Consider the following 18,165-nt stretch of genomic DNA (forward strand, 5'->3'; position numbering starts at 1 on the left):
CCTCTTACTATCTATTATTTACTACATTAATCTCATACACACGTAAAAAAGCAATTAAATGCTCACACGCTCGCTCACATGCTAACATTTTATAGATTTTTTGTTCCTCTTTCGTTTTATCATTTGCTTGATCTGAAGCAGCCTTTAAACATAGAAAAGGTTTTTTATTAATTTGGCATACATAAGCGAATGCTGCGACTTCTTGATCAACCGCCAATGCTCCATAAACAGTATGGAGTAAATATCTCATTTCCGAACTACGGATTCGTTGATCTCCAGATAAGAATGTACCGAAATGAATCGGATCATAAGATCGTATCTTTTTTATTCTTCTTACAAGTGACTTTGTTGTTTCAATAGGTGCTGTTCTACCATTATATAAATTAAAAACATCTTCCCCTGAACCAGCAGCAGTAACGTCGTGTTGTATTGCATTAAGGGCTACTACAATATGTCCATTTTTCACCTTATTTGATAGACTTCCGCATATTCCTGTCATAAATAACTCATCTGGCTGGAACTCACTAATTAATAATTGTACACAACTTGCACAACTTACTTTGCCAACTCCAGTTATAACGGAGATAACTTCCAAATTATTCATATAATGAAAATGAAATTCCCAAGCTGCTCTTTTTTCAATGCGTTCACTTGGATAATATTGATGCAAATACGTAAGTTCTGGTTCCCATGCGGCTACGATTGCAATACGTTTCATTACACGTTTCACTTCCCCTATTGTTATCATGTAAATACTTTATCAATACTCTCTCGTTCATAATCTGGAATCCACTCTTTATATTTCTCATATAAATTTCGTATTGTTTCTTTATTCTTCGCAATTACTTCACATCCTCTATCATCGTAAATAAACATGATAATATCTTTCGATACATTTATAAGAAATACATCTGGATAATAGATTTCTTTTTTGCGTCCAAAACGAGGATAAAGCCCCGGAAAATCTTCATGATTTGCAGCTTGAATAAGCGGTTGGTATTTAATATCTTCTGCAAGGCATTTTAACGAAAATTGATATGTACAATATAAATCAGTTTCTTCATCTTCAAATAGAAACGCTAACGTTTCTTGTTTTATTTGGAAATTTAAATCCCTCTTTTTAATAAATTTATTGTATACATTTATTTTCTGCGAATTTTTCATATTTTCCTTTTTAAATCGATAAACACTTGTTACAAAAAAGACTTTATCTTCTTTTGAAAATATATCTTCAAATAAGTGTTTATTATATATATAAAGTTGAAAGAAGTACTCCATATTTAAATCATCGGTTCTTTCGACATTTGGACATTTCCCTTTCCCAAAGTGAAAATGCAAATAATTTTCCCACTGAAAGTATATATGTGGTACTAATGTAACCCCAGGAAATGTTTGATTCATATATTCTTTTAATTCCATTCTTATACCCTTTCTACTTTATAATTTCTTTTAACTGCCAATATGCATCTTCTAGCCAAGGATGCAAAACTTTCAACTTATCTTTTCTATCCCACAAATATGAAATATATGCAAAAGCAGCATGTTCTAAAGATTTTTCTAATCCTTTTTTTACTTCTGCTAAATATGGTAGCGCTCCATTTTGATCCCATTCTATTTTATCAGCAACAAATAACACTAAATCCATTTTCGTTGCATGTTTACGTAGTGTAGTATGGCAACAAATTGCATTTAAAATTTCTTCATCATCCACTTTAAATATCTCTTTTGCAATTACTTTCGATAACTTTTGATGAATAATCATTGGGAATTCTCGTTCTTCTTGTAATATCTCTATTCCAAATTGCTCAGCAACTACAATCCGATCTTCATTCGGAAAAATTGCACTTATATCATGTAAATACCCTGCAATCGCTGCCTTTTCCCCATTTACATGATACATAACCGCAATTTTACGAGACTCATTTGCCACTCGAATTGAATGTTTATATGTAACTTCTTTATTGTATTTTAATAGAAAAGCATTTATATCATTTTCAATTTTTCCAGTTGGAGTAAATGAATATATATCCTTATATAACATCGTATGTCCCCTTCTTCCTAATTTTCAGTATAACGTTGTATTTAAATATCCTTTTTATTTGTATTCGTTAAGAATGTTTTAATCCCTTTTTTATACGTTACATGAAATTTTATATGGAATCATTGCTACAAAATACATAAATGTTTGATATTATAGTAATGTTAATGATTTGTAAGGAAAGGAACTACATAATGAATAAAAACATATTAATTATTGATGATGATAAAGAAATTGTAGAGTTGCTTGCTGTTTATTTACGAAATGAAGGCTATAACATTTATAAAGCATACGATGGCGATGAGGCATTGCAAATGATTTCTACATATGAAGTTGACCTTATGATTTTGGATATTATGATGCCAAAACGAAATGGATTAGAAGTTTGCCAAGAAGTTCGTGAGAATAATACTGTACCTATTCTTATGCTGAGTGCAAAAGCCGAAGATATGGATAAAATATTAGGTCTAATGACAGGTGCCGATGATTATATGATTAAACCATTCAATCCATTAGAATTAGTAGCTAGAGTGAAAGCTTTACTGCGAAGATCATCTTTCCAAAATGCAACGTCTCAAAAGAATGAAGATGGTATCATTCATATTCGTTCCGCTGAAATACACAAACATAATCATACAGTTAAAGTCAATGGAGAATATATTAAACTTACATCTATTGAATTTGATATTTTATATTTACTTGCGAGTAATACCGGAAGAGTATTTAGTTCCGAAGAAATTTTTGAACGTGTTTGGAATGAAGATGGTTATGGCTCAAATAAAACTGTAATGGTCCACATTAGTAATTTACGGGATAAACTTGAAACAGGAATGAATGGAGAGAAGTTTATTCATACTGTTTGGGGAGTAGGCTATAAAATTGAGAAATGAAGCATTTGATATATTAAAAGATATCCCAAAATGGAAGTTGATTTTTTGGTTCATGTTAGCCATCACCCTTACCCCTATTACTGAATTAATTATATATCGCCTCGTTACAAGTGTAATTGAAAGTTCACTTACATTAAGCGAACTTGGCAAAGAATTCATTAGAATTTTTGGTTATGAAAAATATAAAGGAATAAAGGAATCTCTTTGGATGATGATCGTCTCTTATTTATTTTTATTTTCGATTTTCTCATCCTACCTATACATTTTTTACCGTCATGAAAGAAAGCTTTACTATGAAGCTTGTATTAAAAAAATGATAGAAGAGATTCGTTATATTGCAAATGGAAACTTCAATCATAAAGTTTCTATCGTAAACCATAATTATTTGGAAGAGTTAGCAAGTGGGGTAAATCACATTGTTGAACAATTGAAAGTTTCGATTGATGAAGAAAGACAGGCGGAACAAGCAAAAAGTGAATTGATTACAAATGTATCGCATGATTTACGTACTCCTCTTACGTCTATAGTTGGATACGTAAATTTAATCCACCATGATAATTATAGAGATGAGGTGGAATTACGCCATTATATACAAGTCATTTACGATAAAGTAACCCGTCTTAACGCATTAATGAATGACCTGTTTGAATATACACGTGTTCAAAATAAAGAGTTAAGTTTATATTCTGTTCCCATTGATATTGTAGAGCTACTTGGACAATTAACTGTTCAATTCCGCATTCAATTTCAAGAAGCTAATATAGAATGTCGTCCTTCTTTCCCATCTCAAAAACTCATGGTATTAGCTGATGGAGACAAATTAGTTCGCGTATTTGAAAATCTAATTATTAATGCTATCGCTTACGGTAACGACGGTGAATATATCGATCTTGCTGCCTATGAAAGCAATAATATGATTACTATAGATATAACAAATTACGGCCAACCTATTCCTAGTACGGATTTACCTCATATTTTTGAACGTTTTTATCGCGTTGAAAAATCTCGCTCTACGAACACTGGTGGATCTGGACTCGGATTAGCAATTGCAAAAAGTATTGTTGAATTGCATAAAGGAACAATTGAAGTATATAGTGATGATAAAAAAACAACTTTCACTGTAAAACTACACCCATATAAATGTTAATAGAGCTTAACTTTAGGTCCAATTCCTTATCATATAAGGAATTGGACCTTTTATTTTCCATTAACATCCAAAATTTAATAATCCTTTATAATTCTTTAGAAATTCTTTACCTTTTCTTTCTTCCTAATTAAGCATTCCTTTTTACAATATTATTATCGATGTCATAATAGGAGGATCGCTTATGCAATTCTTGAAAAAATTCACAATTTTATTGTTATCTTTTGTTATTACAGCACTTATCGTTTTATATTTTTATCTTTATGTAAATGGTCCAATTATTCAAGCTAAATCAGCTATTTTAATAGATGCTAATTCAGGTGAAGTTATTTATAAAAAAAATGAAGAAATTCCTATACAATCAGCTTCTTTATCTAAATTAATGACAGAGTATATCGTAATGGAACAACTGAATGAAGGAAAGATACAGTTAGATGAATTAGTAAAAATAAGTAACGAAGTTTTCCGAGCAGAAACGAGTCCTATACAAGTAACTTCGAAAGATAAAACGACAGTTCGTGATTTACTTCATGCATTGTTTTTGACAGGGAATAATCGTTCCGCACTTGCCCTTGCAGAACACATTGCTGGAAACGAAGATAACTTTACACTTTTAATGAATGAAAAAGCAAAACAACTAAAGTTATCACAACCATCCCCGTTTCTAAATGCTACTGGTATGAATAACGATACAAATAAACAATCAAATACAACAGCGATAGATGTAGCGAAACTAGCGACACAATTAGTAAAAGATTTTCCAAATGTATTAAATATTACGAAACTAACCTCTTACCAATTTACCTTCAAAGACTCAAAAGTTTTCAACACAAATAAAATGATTTATTCACTTAATAAAAACATTAATCTCCAAGGTGTTGACGGCTTACAAACTAGTTTTTCAACTAATGGTAATTATAGTTTTGTAAGTACAGCACATCGAGGAGATACTAGACTTATTTCTGTAATATTAGACTCAAATGAAGAAAACAGTACCTTTATTGAAACAAAAAAGCTACTACAGTACGGTTTTGATCCATCCTCTTACTCTGCACTCCAAGCTTTTAAAGATGCTGTTACATCTTGGACAGTTTTGCTTCAGTTTAAAAATTTAATCATACAAACATTATTGATTTTCTTCATTATTACAATTTTAATGTTTTTACATATACGTCAGAAAAAATCCGAGGATTTCAATTAGGAAATCTTCTTATATATATAAAACGGCTTGCATTTACAGTACAAGCCGTTTTTTAACTATAGTCCTCTTCCAATTAAATTCACTGAAACAGGCTGAAGATTTAGTTCTCTCGCCCATATAGATAGCTGACCAATGTGATGAATTTCATGTACAATTACATGTCTTAACACTTCACCGTATGTATATGTTTTATCTGTCCACGAAGCTTTTAATATCTTACATTCTAGGCTAGATGACCACAACTGCAAAAAATCATCTAATTCTCGTTTATATAAATCAGATAACGCTTTTACTTTTTGGATTGATTGATAATCTTGAAACTGCGGTTCATTATCTTCTTTTCCTTGAAGTGCACTAATCCAGCTATATTCAACATCGACAATATGGAATAATGTTTCTAAAATACTCCCTACACCACCTACACGCTTGCGATGCAATTCTTTCTCTGAAAGTTGTTCACACCACTTAAACCAATCATCTCTTACTTGCCAATTGTATTGAAATAAAGTGTGCATATTTATCTCTCCCCTACCCAATAATCCAATTAACCGCATCTATCACATAATATGGCTCATCTTTTTGAATATAGTGACCGCTTTGTTTTGCAATTACAAATTTATTATTACTTGATAATCGTAATAATTCTTCTTGCAATTGCAACCATTTCATTTGTGCATCTGGCGAATAAAAAGCTTTTTTACCCGCAGCTAACACGACAAGTGGAATATCATTCATTAATTTACAATATCTATCTACTTCACTTAAACTAAATGTAAACTCTTCATATGAACTTTCATATACAAACTGTTTATAGTAAGCTTCTTGAAATTCAGTAGACATGATTGGTAAAAATGCTTCTTTATAATTTTCTGGTGTCGAATCCACCAAAACGATTCCCAACATATCTTCGGGATAAAAAGTCGCAAATAAACGTGCATTTATACCTCCAAAAGAATGTCCTACAAAAATATAAGGTGGTTTCAATTGTAATTGCGTTAAGCAACTTCTTAAATCTTTTATCATTTCAGAACTAATACTTCTCTTGGAACTCTTCCCACTTTTCCCTAATCCCGCTCGATCATATGTAAGTACCGTCCCATATTCCGTCAGCTCTTCAGCAATATGATCCCATGTCTTTGAATAATCGCCATAACCTGCCTCCATTATAATAACTGGCTGCAGCTTCTTTCCTTGGAACTTTTTCGTATACATTTTAAAATCGTCAACTTGTACATATTCCTCTATACATTTAATCATTGACAATCACTTCTCTCAGGCCAAGTTCCTCTACAGCATGATTCATTATTTCACTTACAGATAAAGAGCCATCCAATATAATATCCGAATTCGGCTTAACAGTATGGATTGCTTCTAAATATGCTTTTCTCGCAAATGTCATGTAATGTTTTAAATCATTATGTATTTCATCTATTGTATCCTCTTTAAAATCTCGTAAAATTCTTCTAGCCATCGCAATATCTAAAGGCGTATCGATAAATATAGTTACATCAATAAATTCTCGCATTTCACTATTTAAGTATGCAAAAGGATAATCTACAATAATATAATCTACATTAGCCTCTCCTATAAGATGCTGAATATCATGAATTAATGGTGTAAGTACCCATTCATCATAATTTGCTCCCTCATCAATCCATTTACAAATATCAGTAGGACAGTTTTTAAAGTGATAGCTATCAAAATATAGCGCTTTTGAATTTGTTAGCTTTTGAGTTAAATTTTCTGTAACAGTCGTTTTACCTCCTCCTGAAACAGCTGCAATTGTAATGATTTTCGTTTTCTTATTCATAATTCCCCATCATACCCCTTTTAATTAACATAATATAATTACAGATAACTATAATTCTTTATCGCTCCATTCATATTCTAACATACTCATTTCCCATAAATTCCAATACGTTTCTCCTACTTTTTTTGACTCTCGTAATAAACCTTCTTTTACAAATCCTGTTTTTTCATAACATGAGATGGCGGACGTATTAAAATCATAAACACCAAGGGTTACTCTATGTAGTTTTAATTCTTCAAATGCAACTTGTAGTACTGCCTTCATCATATGTTTCCCTATAGAACGTCCTCTCATTTTCGTATCACCAACTAGCACTTTTCCAATTCTTGCAGACTTATTAATATTGTCTATTTGCCCAAGTGAAATATGACCAACCACTTTCTTAGACTCTTCATCTATTACTTTAAATGCAAGAGTATTTGAGCTTTCTATATAATTTTCTAATTGTTGTTCATTTAAAGGATATGTAAATGCATTTCCTGACCACTGTATTAAAAATTCTTCGGAATCAATCCAATTTATTAATTGTTTGAAATCGGATCTTTTTAAGGGTTCTAATTTAATCAACACCATTCTCCTTTCATACACCATTCTATATATACTCAAATTTATTTCTATATATAGAATATATTCTCCTTTTATACGAAATTAAAATAAAGCCATTCATAAGAATGGCTTTACAAAAACATAGCCCAATTATGCTATGTTTCCTATGTTAACAATGGTTCAATCGCTTCAATTTTACAAACTGAAATAATTACTGTAACTACCCCAGCACTATTAGCAAGCTTTACAACATCACAAGTGACTGAAGAAACAGTTCCTGCATAATTATTACTTCCTGTTGTAATACGCACTGATCTGTTTACTAACTTTCTCAGCTCATCTCTAATTCCTTGTACACAGCAACAGTCACATGCCTTATTTTGCTCTTCATGTTCTTTTTTACACTCTTCAAAAACATCCCAACAATCATCCTGTTTACATGAACACTTTTTTCTAGAATTACTATAACGATATCCCAAAATCTCACCCCCTAATCATTTCTATTAATATAGTATGTCCACTAGCTTCAAAGTCTACGAGGCAAAAACATAGAAAAGAAAAGAAAAAACAAACACATGTACTAAATTATCCTGTATATATAAAAACTGACCTCTAACAATTAGAGGTCAGTTCACATTATACATGCTTTAATTTTATAATTTACTAGACTGCAATCCCTGAATAAATGGCACTACTTCAGGATTTACAAGTGATGATAAATCACCTAATTCTTTTCCTAAGTAAGCAACTTTAATGACGCGTCGCATCACTTTAGAATTACGTGTTTTCGGTAAATCTTCTACAACGTGAATATCTTTTGGACATAATGCTTTTCCAATATGAGAGTTTACTAAACTCATTAATTCCTTCTTTAACTCTACTGTGAATGTTACATTGTTCCTTAATACTACAAAACAATGACAAACTTCACCTTTTACTTCATCTGGTACACCAATTGCGGCAGCTTCTATGACGTCATTGTGTTTCACAAGAATAGATTCATATTCTGCAGGTCCAATACGTTTACCAGCAATGTTTAACGTATCATCTGAGCGTCCTGTAATAATATACTGCTCACCATCATAAATTACCCAGTCACCATGAACCCATTTATTTTCAAAACGTGACCAATACGTGTTCACATAACGTTCATCGTCTTCCCAGAAACTCTTCGTCATACCAACCCAAGGTTTCTCTAAACATAATTCTCCAACTTCATCACGAATTGGATTACCTTGATCATCGAGAACAACCGCTGCCATTCCTGGTAAAGAAGCGTTAAAGCTTATCGGTGCAATTGGTTTAATAAGGACGTTTCCGAAAATCCCACCAGAAATTTCAGTTCCGCCTGAATAGTTACAAATCGGCACATTACTTTTTCCAACCGTTTCAAATAGCCACATCCAAGGGTCTGGATTCCAAGGTTCACCTGTTGAAGCAAATACCTCTAAACTCTTAAGCGAATGTTTATTTACATACTCATCACCTTTTGCCATTAACGCACGAATTAATGTTGGTGATATACCGAGATGAGTAATTTCATATTTATCAACTGTCTTCCATAAACGATCTGCCTCTGGGAAGTCAGGTACACCTTCGTACATAACCATCGTTGCTCCATTTATGAGAGAGCCGAATAGTAGAAATGGTCCCATCATCCATCCCATATCAGTTACCCATAATACGCGGTCGCCTTGTTTGATATTCATCCCAAAACCTGCATCAAATGCAGCTTTCAAAGGGAAACCAGCATGTGTATGTACTGTTCCTTTCGGTTTCCCAGTTGTACCTGATGTATAAATAAGCATTAATGGATCATCACTATGCATTTCTTCAGCATGTACAAATGGCTTTTCTTTTTCTAACGTACTCCATGAGAAATCATAATTATGCGGTGTAAAATCATTTCCTGCGTGGCGCACGATAACAACTTTTTCAACAGTTGGACAATGTTCACAAGCCTTATCTACTTCGTCTTTTAATGAAACTATTTTACCACGGCGTGAAAAACCATCTGCAGTAATGATCATTTTCGATCCTGCCGCTTGCACACGTGTCATGACTGCATCAGACGCAAAACCTGAGAATATTGGTGAAATAATTGCTCCGATTTTCATTACAGCTAGCATCGCAACAACTGTTTCTGGAATCATCGGCATATAAATTGTTACACGGTCACCTTTTTCAATACCCGCATGTCTCAAACCGTTTGCAACGCGACTTACCCAGCTATCAAGTTCTTCATATGTAAATGATTTTGAAGTTCCATTTTCCCCTTCATACTGAAGTGCTGGTTGTGTTCTTGTTTCATCATCTGCAAGCCAGCGTGATAAAACTGATTCTACAACGTTACATGTTCCGCCATTATACCACTGTGCAAACGGCGTACCATTTTCTAAGTCTAACACTTCTGTATAAGGTTTCATCCATTGATAGCCTACCGCTTTCTCAGCTTCTCCCCAAAACCAAGCTGTTTCTTCGATTGACTTATTATAAAACGCTTCATAATCTTCATAGCCCAATGATTTCATCCAACTAAATAAACGTGTTTTTTCTTTATACTCTTCTGTTGGAAACCAAACTGCTTGTTTCAATGTTTTCCCTCCTTGACTTTTTGAGCAAGAAAGCCCTAAATAGGGCTTTTAAACTGGATAAACAGGATGTTTCCGATCCGTAAATACTTGATATTTACTCATATACATCTCGAATCGTCCTTTTAACTCTTCTCTTAAATTATTTGGATGAACAATACCATCAATGACCATCTCTGATGCTAAATGGTAAATATCAATATCTTTCTTATATTCTTCTCGTTTTTCAGCAATGAAGCTATCACGCTCTTCTTCTGGTAAAGCTGCAATCTTATTTGCATATACAGCATTGACCGCAGCTTCTGGACCCATTACCGCAATAGAAGCTGTCGGTAATGCAAGGCAGCAATCTGGTTCAAAGGCTGGACCTGCCATTGCATATAAACCAGCACCATACGCTTTACGAACAACGATAGAAATTTTCGGTACAGTTGCTTCACTCATTGCAGAAATCATTTTTGCACCGTGGCGAATAATACCAGCACGCTCTACTTTTGTACCAATCATAAATCCAGGTACATCTGCAAGGAATAATAATGGAATATGATATGCATCGCACAAATTAATAAACTTCGCTGCTTTATCAGCTGAATCGTGGAATAATACGCCGCCTTTCATACGCGGTTGATTTGCAATAATACCAACTGGCTTACCATCAATACGTGCTAAGCCTGTAATTAGTTCTTGAGCAAATAATTTTTTCACTTCATAGAAAGAACCTTCATCAATAACTCTATTAATAAGATCTTTCATATTGAAAGGAGCATTTTGATTTTCTGGAATGATTTGTTCTAATGTTTTATCGAATTGTTTCGGTTCTTGAGGTGTAACCAATGGAGTCTTTTCTAAGTAGTTATTTGGAAAATATGAAATGTATTGTCTTGCTTGTGTAATTGCATCTTCTTCGGTCTTACATAAAACATCTCCGCATCCTGATACAGAGCAATGCATACGAGCTCCACCCATCTCTTCTAACGTTACCTTCTCACCGATAACCATCTCAGCCATACGAGGAGATCCTAAATACATAGATGCATTTCCTTCTACCATCATTACAACATCACAAAAAGCTGGAATATATGCGCCACCTGCTGCCGAAGGACCAAATAATAAACATACTTGCGGAACTTTACCTGATAATTTCACTTGATTATAGAAGATTCTTCCTGCACCGCGGCGCCCTGGGAACATTTCAACTTGATCAGTAATACGCGCTCCAGCAGAGTCAACTAAATAAAATAATGGAACACGTAATTTTTCTGCTGTTTCTTGAATACGTAAAATCTTTTCAACTGTACGTGCGCCCCATGATCCAGCCTTTACTGTTGAATCATTTGCCATTACGCATGCAGTACGACCATGTATTTTACCTGTTGCTGTTACAACACCATCAGCAGGTAATCCTGTTTGTTCACAATTTGCAAATAATGCATCTTCTACATATTCACCATTATCAAATAAAAGAGCTAATCGATCTCGAACAAATAGTTTTCCTTTTGCTTTGTTTTGTTCATGATATTTTGGTGCGCCACCTTGTTTAATCGTTTCAACTCGTTCTACAAATGTATTCGATTGTTGTTTTTGGTCTAACATATTTACTCCCCCTTATACATTGGTGTGCGTTTTTCCTTGAATGCTTGTAATCCTTCTAATCTATCTTTCGTATGGATTACACCTTCATACGCTTGTTTTTCCATTTGTAATCCGGTATGTAAATCAACTTGAATACCGTTTGAAATTGCTTCTTTTGCTAATCGAACAGCAATTGGACCATTACTAGCAATTCTCTCTGCCATTTCAATCGCTTTCTCTTCAAGTAAATGAGCTGGTACAACGAACTCTACTAGACCATATTCTTTCGCTTCTTGCGCCGAAATGCGTCTGCCTGTATAAATTAATTCTTTCGCTCTACCAACACCAATTAATCTTGGTAAACGCTGCGTACCACCTGCTCCCGGTATAATTGCAAGAGTCGTTTCAGTTAGACCAAGACTTGCAGTGTCTGAAGCAATTCTAAAATCACAAGCTAAACTTAATTCTGTGCCACCACCAAGTGCGATTCCATTTACAGCAGCAATAACTGGCTGTGGTAATTGTTCAACCATTTCCATAGTAGTGCGAATCATACTAACAGCATGACGAACTTCTTCTTCATTCATGCCAGCACGTTCTTTTAAATCAGCTCCGGCACAAAATGCTTTTTCACCAGCACCTGTTAAAATAACTACACGAGTATTTGACTCTTCATTTATTTGAGTTAATATGTTTTGTAACTCTTCTAATAACGCTAAAGATAATGAGTTTGCTTGTCTTTCACGATATAATGAAATCTTTACAACGTGAGGTGTTACATAATCAACTGAAATATTTTGTAATTGTAGCATCTTCTCACCTACTTATCGTTTTATGTTGAAGCGCTCTATACACATGACTCGGTAATTGGATATTTAATTTACTTTGAATAAATTGACTCGCTCTCAATAACTTCTCTTCATTAATGTTCGTTTGGACTCCTAACTTATGGAGCATATGAACTAAGTCATCAGTTGCAACATTGCCTGATGCTCCAGGTGCATATGGACATCCACCAAGACCACCACAAGAACTATCAAATGTTGTAATACCATATTCTAATGACTTAACTACATTCGCCAGAGCCATTCCATACGTATTATGGAAGTGCATTGCAAACTGCGAGGCATCATATTTCTTTAATAAATGTTCTAATACTTGCTCTACTTGTAACGGATTTGCTACACCAATCGTATCACCAAGAGATACTTCATAAATGCCGTATGAAAATAGTTGATTACATAATTCGTCAACTGCTGCAAGACTTATATCTCCTTCATAAGGACATCCAAATACAGTAGAAACATAGCCTCTTACCTTTTTCCCTTCGAATAATGCCTGTTTTGTTATATCTTCAATTACAGCTAATGCTTCTTTAATTGATTTATTAATATTACTTTTATTATGAGATTCACTTGCTGATAAAAAAACATTCACCTCATCTACATTTTGCAAAAAAGCTCGTTCCAAACCATTTTGATTTGGAACAAGCGCTGCATATGTAACATTGGGATCCCTTTTCAGCTCAGAAAACACATCATTTGCATCAGCTAATGCAGGGACCCATTTAGGGTGAACGAATGAGGAAACTTCAACGTACGATAATCCCGCCTCTGTAAGTAGTTGAATCCATTTTACTTTATCTTTTGTGCCAACAATCTTTTTTTCATTTTGTAAGCCATCACGTGGCCCGACTTCTTTAATGACAGCAAAATTAGGTAGTTTCAATTCGCTTCCCCCTATATTTCCCTATTCAATTTCTAGTAATACATCTCCTTCATTTACAAAATCGCCTTCTTGCACATTAATTTTCATAACTGTGCCAGCTTCTTCTGAAACGATTGGAATTTCCATTTTCATAGATTCCAAAATGACGACATCCTGCTCTTCCTCTACTGTATCTCCTACGCCTACAACAATCTTCCATACATTTCCTGCCATCGATGCATATACTTTCGTCATCATTTTTTCCCCCTTAATATTGTTAAACCTTATTTTTTAACAAGTTGTTTCGTTACAAAACCTGTTGTATAAATACCGTTTTTGAACACATCATCTTCTAAAACTTGAATTAACATTGGCGTGTTCGTTTTAATACCTTCTACTTTTAATTCTTCTAAAGCATCATGTAATTTCGAAATTGCTTCTTCACGAGTTTCACCATGAGCAATGACTTTCGCAATCATTGGATCATAGAAAGGAGTAATTGTTACTTGATTCTCCAAAAAGTGATCAATACGTACATTTGTTGGAAGCGTTAAATCTGTAATTTTCCCAGGTGATGGGAAGAAAGTTTTCGGATCTTCTGCATAAATACGTGCCTCTATGGCATGACCACTACGTTTTACATCATCTTGTGTAAACGATAATTTCTCACCATATGCAATTAAAAGTTGTTGTTCTACAAGATCTAAACCAGTAATTTCTTCTGTAACTGGATGCTCTACTTGTAATCTCGTATTCATCTCTAAGAAATAGAAGTTTTTCTGATCATCAACTAGAAACTCAACTGTACCTGCATTTGTATATCCTAGAGCTTTAGCAGCTTGTACAGCAACTTCACCCATCGCTTTTCGTGTACCTTCATCTAAAAATGGTGAAGGTGCTTCTTCAATTACTTTCTGATTTCGGCGCTGCACTGAACATTCACGCTCCCATAAATACACTGTGTTACCATGTGTATCTGCTAAAAGCTGAATTTCAATATGGTGTGCATCTGCTATATAGCGTTCTAAATACATTTCTCCATTACCGAAGAAGTTTTGCGCTCTTGTTTTGTTACTTTCAAACGCTTTGGTGAGCGTTTGCTCAGTTTCCATCAACTGCATTCCAATGCCTCCGCCGCCTGCGGATGCCTTCAGCATTAATGGATAACCAATCTGTTTTGCAATTTCAATTGCTTCTTCAGCAGTTTCAATATTTGTAGTAATACCTGGAACTACTGGGACATCTGCAGCTTGCATTGCAATACGTGATTCGATTTTACTTCCCATCTTCGTAATGATTTCTTCTGACGGTCCGATAAAAACGATTCCTTCTTCTTTACAACGAACCGGAAAAGATGGATTCTCAGATAATAATCCATATCCCGGATGGATCGCTTCAGCATTTGTCTTCTTAGCTATTTCAATAATTTTTTCAAGGTTTAAATAGCTTTCTTGGACACGCGGTCCACCTACTAAGTAAGCTTCATTTGCCATTTTTACATGAAGGGCGTTTTCATCAGCCTCAGAATAAATAGCAACAGTGCGAATGCCAAGTTTTTGACAAGTTTTCATAATACGAACTGCGATTTCCCCGCGATTAGCAATTAATATTTTTTGAAACATAGTGATTCCTCCCTTTTATCTACATCCTAAATGTCTAGCAATTACGAGACGTTGAATTTCAGAAGTTCCTTCACCAATTTCTAATAGTTTCGCATCACGAATATGTCGTTCCACTTCATATTCACGCATATAACCGTATCCACCGTGAATTTGTACTGCTTGATTTGCAATACGGCTTGCTGCTTCCGATGCGAAAAGTTTTGCCATAGCCGCTTCTTTACCGAAAGGTTTATCGTTATCTTTTAACCAAGCTGCTTTATGTACTAAATTACGCGCTAGCTCTACTTCAGTCGCCATATCAGCTAATTTAAATTGAATCGCTTGGAAATTAGAGATTGACTTTCCAAATTGTTGACGTTCTTTCGCATATTGCAATGCACGTTCAAATGCAGATTGCGCAATACCAACAGCTAATGCTGCAATTGAAATACGTCCTCCATCAAGTGTATATAAGAATTGTTTAAATCCTTTATTTACATCACCAAGAATATTTTCTTTCGGTACACGTACACCATCAAGTACGATTTCACATGTATTAGAAGCACGAACACCCATCTTATCGTAAGGACTTGAGATTGTTAATCCTTCACTTGTAGTCGGTACTATAAATGCCGAAATGCGTTTTCTACCATTGTCTTCAACACCGTTGACAGCGGTTACAATAATTGTATTTGCATACTCCGCATTTGTAATCCAACACTTTTCACCACTAATTACATATTCATCGCCATCTAATACTGCTTTCGTTTGTGTGCCACCTGCATCAGATCCCGCGTTCGGCTCAGTTAATCCGAAAGCACCTAACGTTTTACCTGATGCCATTGGAACTAAATATTTCTGTTTTTGTTCTTCTGTACCGAAATAATAAATTGGAGAAGCACCTAATGAAATTGTTGCAGCGTAACTTAATCCTGTGCCACCACAAGCACGACCAATTTCTTCAACTGCTAACGCGTACGATACAGTATCGCCACCTGAACCCCCATACTCTTCAGGGAATGGGATGCCTAATAATCCTAGTTCGCCCATTTTTTGAAATGTTTCATATGGAAATTCCGCAGTTTTGTCATAATACACAGCTTTCGGTGCGATTTCCTTTTCAGCAAAGTCACGTACCATTTCTTTAATCATTTGTTTTTCGCGAGTTAGAGTAAATTCCATTCCGCTACACACCCCTTATCGAATATTGAGTTTCGACAGCGTGCGAGTTTCTACTACAAACATTACGAATTAAAAGACAAAAATATTAGTTAGATAATTGTTATAATTCTGTCATAACTTAATTTTAAAACAGATTCTGTACTAATGCACAAAAAAATTCCTACATTGTTCTACAACAACATAGGAGTTTTCTTGTCGAAATATGTAATTTGTTGTTTAATAATCTCTACCTTTACCCGAATCTGAAATCTCTACTAAAGCTTCAGGGTATGGTTCAAAATATGTTTGTCGTAATAAATACTTTTCATCAAATCGAAGAGCCCATGATTTTAAAATTGCAAGTATACTACTAAGCGGGCTTTTCTTTTCTTTATATTTTTGTATCAGATCTAAAAAATGATCTTTTTCTTGTTTTTTCAATTTTGTTTTAAAATATCCAAAAATATGCTCACATACATTTACATTCGATGTATAGCGGGGTGTGCGCATAAATAATTCATATAAAGTTTTCTCATAATTTTCAAATACAACTTCAATCTTTTCATTTTTGTGATTTGCAATTATTCGCCCCAATTCCTTTTGTTTTACCTGATTATATGCCATAAATAAATATTTATTATCCGACTGAAACGATACAAGATCTTTCATATTTTTATTATGTTTGATCATTTTGTAAGATGCGATTGTAAATAACCTTGTAAAAAAATGTTCTCTAATAATAAAATTCGACAATCTACCTTCTTCTTCAATTGGAAGATGTGAAAAATTTTTTATTACTGCTCCGCCAAATAAGCCTGATCCCTTTCCTTTTGCTGGCGCTTTTTCAAAACCAGAATAAATTTTCACATCACGGGTACCACAACTTGGCGAACGATTCTTTAAAATAAAACCATCCACATCAGGTATCGTTTGTAAAAAGTCATTTGAAAATTGCTCCATTTTTTTAGTTACATCTTCCCGCGTCGACGGCTGCACAAGCTTATTCACACCATTTTCTTCTACAATTCGTATCGTTTCACGAGGAGTGCCCAATCCGATCTCGACTTCTGGACAAACTGGTATAAATGTAACAAATGGCTGCAAATTTCGTATTGTTACATCTGGAATCATCTCTCCATTATAACGACATGCATCAAACTCTAAACATTTACTTACAACAACTTTTGGTTTCGCAAATTGTCGCATTTCATTACCTCCTTTGTACTAGTCCGTACTATATAAATTGTACTAAGTTTAGTATCGTAATCAAAGTTTGTTTTATTTATATTTTAATGAACATATCCAATGACATTTTAACAGTTATTTAGCTCTACGACGTAAAGATGTTCACTTTATAAATATGGTTTGATACTGTCATATGAATAATGCACAAAAGAGTTGGAGAATTTAATACGTAAGAAAGGAGGGGGAATTTATGAAGAAAAAATTATCATCTATTTTAAGTGTTTTAGCACTATCTATTATGTTTTTAGGTACATCTGCCCAAGCTGAATACGATGGAAATCATATGAATAGAGTTAATAACACTGATATTTCAACTCGAGTTAATGACAATAACTTAGACAGAGTTAATAATGATGTGAGAACTCGAAATGTAAATACGACAAATGATTTAAATGATAATCGTGATAGAAATAATAATTGGGCTTGGCTCGGTTTATTAGGACTAGCAGGATTATTAGGTCTTAGAAGAAGAGACAAAGAAGTACGTTAATCTAGAATGTTTTTAGTAAACAAGTACTTATTTATCAAAAATATAACAAATATAAATCGCCTTTTTAAAGGCGATTTATTCAGGCTGTGGAGAAAGTCTTCTCCACAGCCTATTTTTGTGTCTGAACCTCTTTTTATGTGTCAACACTGATAAAAAAGAGGAAAAGGAG

General features: G+C 34.1%; 20 protein-coding genes. 4 read left to right on the top strand and 16 right to left on the bottom strand.

Annotation, left to right across the window (positions count from 1 at the left end):
* Positions 1 to 7: 7 nt before the first annotated feature.
* From ACUXEY_RS23075 to yqeK, 3 genes are read right to left on the bottom strand one after another with little or no spacing between them, the layout of a single operon-like run.
* Entirely contained in the window at positions 8 to 745 is a 738-nt protein-coding gene (locus ACUXEY_RS23075) for a phosphorylase family protein (RefSeq protein WP_429601617.1), read from the bottom strand.
* Entirely contained in the window at positions 745 to 1,419 is a 675-nt protein-coding gene (locus tag ACUXEY_RS23080) for a DUF3885 domain-containing protein (RefSeq protein WP_461301689.1), read from the bottom strand. The genes ACUXEY_RS23075 and ACUXEY_RS23080 overlap by 1 nt, the downstream gene beginning before the upstream one ends.
* Positions 1,420 to 1,432: 13 nt before the next feature.
* Entirely contained in the window at positions 1,433 to 2,041 is a 609-nt protein-coding gene (yqeK, locus tag ACUXEY_RS23085) for a bis(5'-nucleosyl)-tetraphosphatase (symmetrical) YqeK (protein WP_461301690.1), read from the bottom strand.
* Positions 2,042 to 2,232: 191 nt separating this feature from the next.
* Here yqeK and ACUXEY_RS23090 point away from each other — a divergent pair, with 191 nt between their 5' ends.
* The 3 genes from ACUXEY_RS23090 to ACUXEY_RS23100 all read left to right on the top strand — a co-directional run bounded on the left by ACUXEY_RS23090 (position 2,233) and on the right by ACUXEY_RS23100 (position 5,273).
* The gene (locus ACUXEY_RS23090; protein WP_429601304.1) at positions 2,233 to 2,928 is read left to right on the top strand and encodes a response regulator transcription factor; all 696 of its coding nucleotides are present in this window, start codon (positions 2,233 to 2,235) and stop codon (positions 2,926 to 2,928) included.
* Complete coding sequence (locus ACUXEY_RS23095) at positions 2,918 to 4,075, top strand: sensor histidine kinase (RefSeq protein ID WP_461301691.1); 1,158 nt, start codon at positions 2,918 to 2,920, stop codon at positions 4,073 to 4,075. The genes ACUXEY_RS23090 and ACUXEY_RS23095 overlap by 11 nt, the downstream gene beginning before the upstream one ends.
* Before the next feature lie 181 nt (positions 4,076 to 4,256).
* Entirely contained in the window at positions 4,257 to 5,273 is a 1,017-nt protein-coding gene (locus ACUXEY_RS23100) for a D-alanyl-D-alanine carboxypeptidase family protein (protein WP_461301692.1), read from the top strand.
* Between the two features lie 56 nt (positions 5,274 to 5,329).
* Here the strand turns inward: ACUXEY_RS23100 and ACUXEY_RS23105 are convergent, their stop codons facing one another.
* From ACUXEY_RS23105 to ACUXEY_RS23165, 13 genes are all read right to left on the bottom strand, one after another.
* Complete coding sequence (locus ACUXEY_RS23105) at positions 5,330 to 5,788, bottom strand: DinB family protein (protein WP_461301693.1); 459 nt, start codon at positions 5,786 to 5,788, stop codon at positions 5,330 to 5,332.
* Between the two features lie 13 nt (positions 5,789 to 5,801).
* Positions 5,802 to 6,530, bottom strand: a complete 729-nt coding sequence (locus tag ACUXEY_RS23110; protein ID WP_461301694.1) for an alpha/beta fold hydrolase — start codon at positions 6,528 to 6,530, stop codon at positions 5,802 to 5,804.
* Positions 6,523 to 7,083, bottom strand: a complete 561-nt coding sequence (locus tag ACUXEY_RS23115; RefSeq protein WP_001036629.1) for a nucleoside/nucleotide kinase family protein — start codon at positions 7,081 to 7,083, stop codon at positions 6,523 to 6,525. The genes ACUXEY_RS23110 and ACUXEY_RS23115 overlap by 8 nt, the downstream gene beginning before the upstream one ends.
* Positions 7,084 to 7,131: 48 nt before the next feature.
* Positions 7,132 to 7,674 carry a GNAT family N-acetyltransferase gene (locus tag ACUXEY_RS23120; RefSeq protein WP_002002819.1) on the bottom strand — a complete coding sequence of 181 codons (543 nt, stop codon included), beginning with the start codon at positions 7,672 to 7,674 and terminating at the stop codon, positions 7,132 to 7,134.
* A gap of 119 nt (positions 7,675 to 7,793) precedes the next feature.
* Positions 7,794 to 8,108, bottom strand: coding sequence for an exosporium protein ExsK (exsK, locus tag ACUXEY_RS23125; protein WP_048529942.1), 315 nt, complete (start codon positions 8,106 to 8,108; stop codon positions 7,794 to 7,796).
* A 174-nt stretch (positions 8,109 to 8,282) separates the two neighbouring features.
* On the bottom strand, positions 8,283 to 10,223 hold the full coding sequence (locus ACUXEY_RS23130; protein WP_461301695.1) for an AMP-binding protein: 1,941 nt from the start codon (positions 10,221 to 10,223) through the stop codon (positions 8,283 to 8,285).
* Between the two features lie 48 nt (positions 10,224 to 10,271).
* Complete coding sequence (locus ACUXEY_RS23135; protein ID WP_001994323.1) at positions 10,272 to 11,813, bottom strand: acyl-CoA carboxylase subunit beta; 1,542 nt, start codon at positions 11,811 to 11,813, stop codon at positions 10,272 to 10,274.
* 2 nt (positions 11,814 to 11,815) lie between these two features.
* Positions 11,816 to 12,604 carry an enoyl-CoA hydratase gene (locus ACUXEY_RS23140; protein ID WP_461301696.1) on the bottom strand — a complete coding sequence of 263 codons (789 nt, stop codon included), beginning with the start codon at positions 12,602 to 12,604 and terminating at the stop codon, positions 11,816 to 11,818.
* Between the two features lie 4 nt (positions 12,605 to 12,608).
* Positions 12,609 to 13,520 (bottom strand): hydroxymethylglutaryl-CoA lyase, encoded by a 912-nt coding sequence (mvaB, locus tag ACUXEY_RS23145; protein ID WP_461301697.1) that lies wholly within the window; start codon positions 13,518 to 13,520, stop codon positions 12,609 to 12,611.
* A 21-nt stretch (positions 13,521 to 13,541) separates the two neighbouring features.
* Positions 13,542 to 13,757: an acetyl-CoA carboxylase biotin carboxyl carrier protein subunit gene (locus tag ACUXEY_RS23150; protein WP_001985297.1), complete on the bottom strand. Its 216-nt coding sequence runs from the start codon at positions 13,755 to 13,757 to the stop codon at positions 13,542 to 13,544.
* 26 nt (positions 13,758 to 13,783) lie between these two features.
* Positions 13,784 to 15,121, bottom strand: coding sequence for an acetyl-CoA carboxylase biotin carboxylase subunit (locus tag ACUXEY_RS23155; RefSeq protein WP_461301698.1), 1,338 nt, complete (start codon positions 15,119 to 15,121; stop codon positions 13,784 to 13,786).
* Positions 15,122 to 15,136: 15 nt separating this feature from the next.
* A complete protein-coding gene (locus ACUXEY_RS23160; RefSeq protein WP_000397281.1) occupies positions 15,137 to 16,282 on the bottom strand; it encodes an acyl-CoA dehydrogenase in 1,146 nt (381 codons plus the stop codon).
* A gap of 216 nt (positions 16,283 to 16,498) precedes the next feature.
* Complete coding sequence (locus tag ACUXEY_RS23165) at positions 16,499 to 17,467, bottom strand: YbgA family protein (RefSeq protein WP_461301699.1); 969 nt, start codon at positions 17,465 to 17,467, stop codon at positions 16,499 to 16,501.
* 229 nt (positions 17,468 to 17,696) lie between these two features.
* Here ACUXEY_RS23165 and ACUXEY_RS23170 point away from each other — a divergent pair, with 229 nt between their 5' ends.
* Complete coding sequence (locus ACUXEY_RS23170) at positions 17,697 to 17,996, top strand: WGxxGxxG family protein (RefSeq protein WP_000728148.1); 300 nt, start codon at positions 17,697 to 17,699, stop codon at positions 17,994 to 17,996.
* The last annotated feature ends 169 nt before the right edge of the window (positions 17,997 to 18,165 follow it).

The sequence above is a fragment of the Bacillus sp. F9_6S_D1_P_5 genome, from assembly GCF_054823925.1.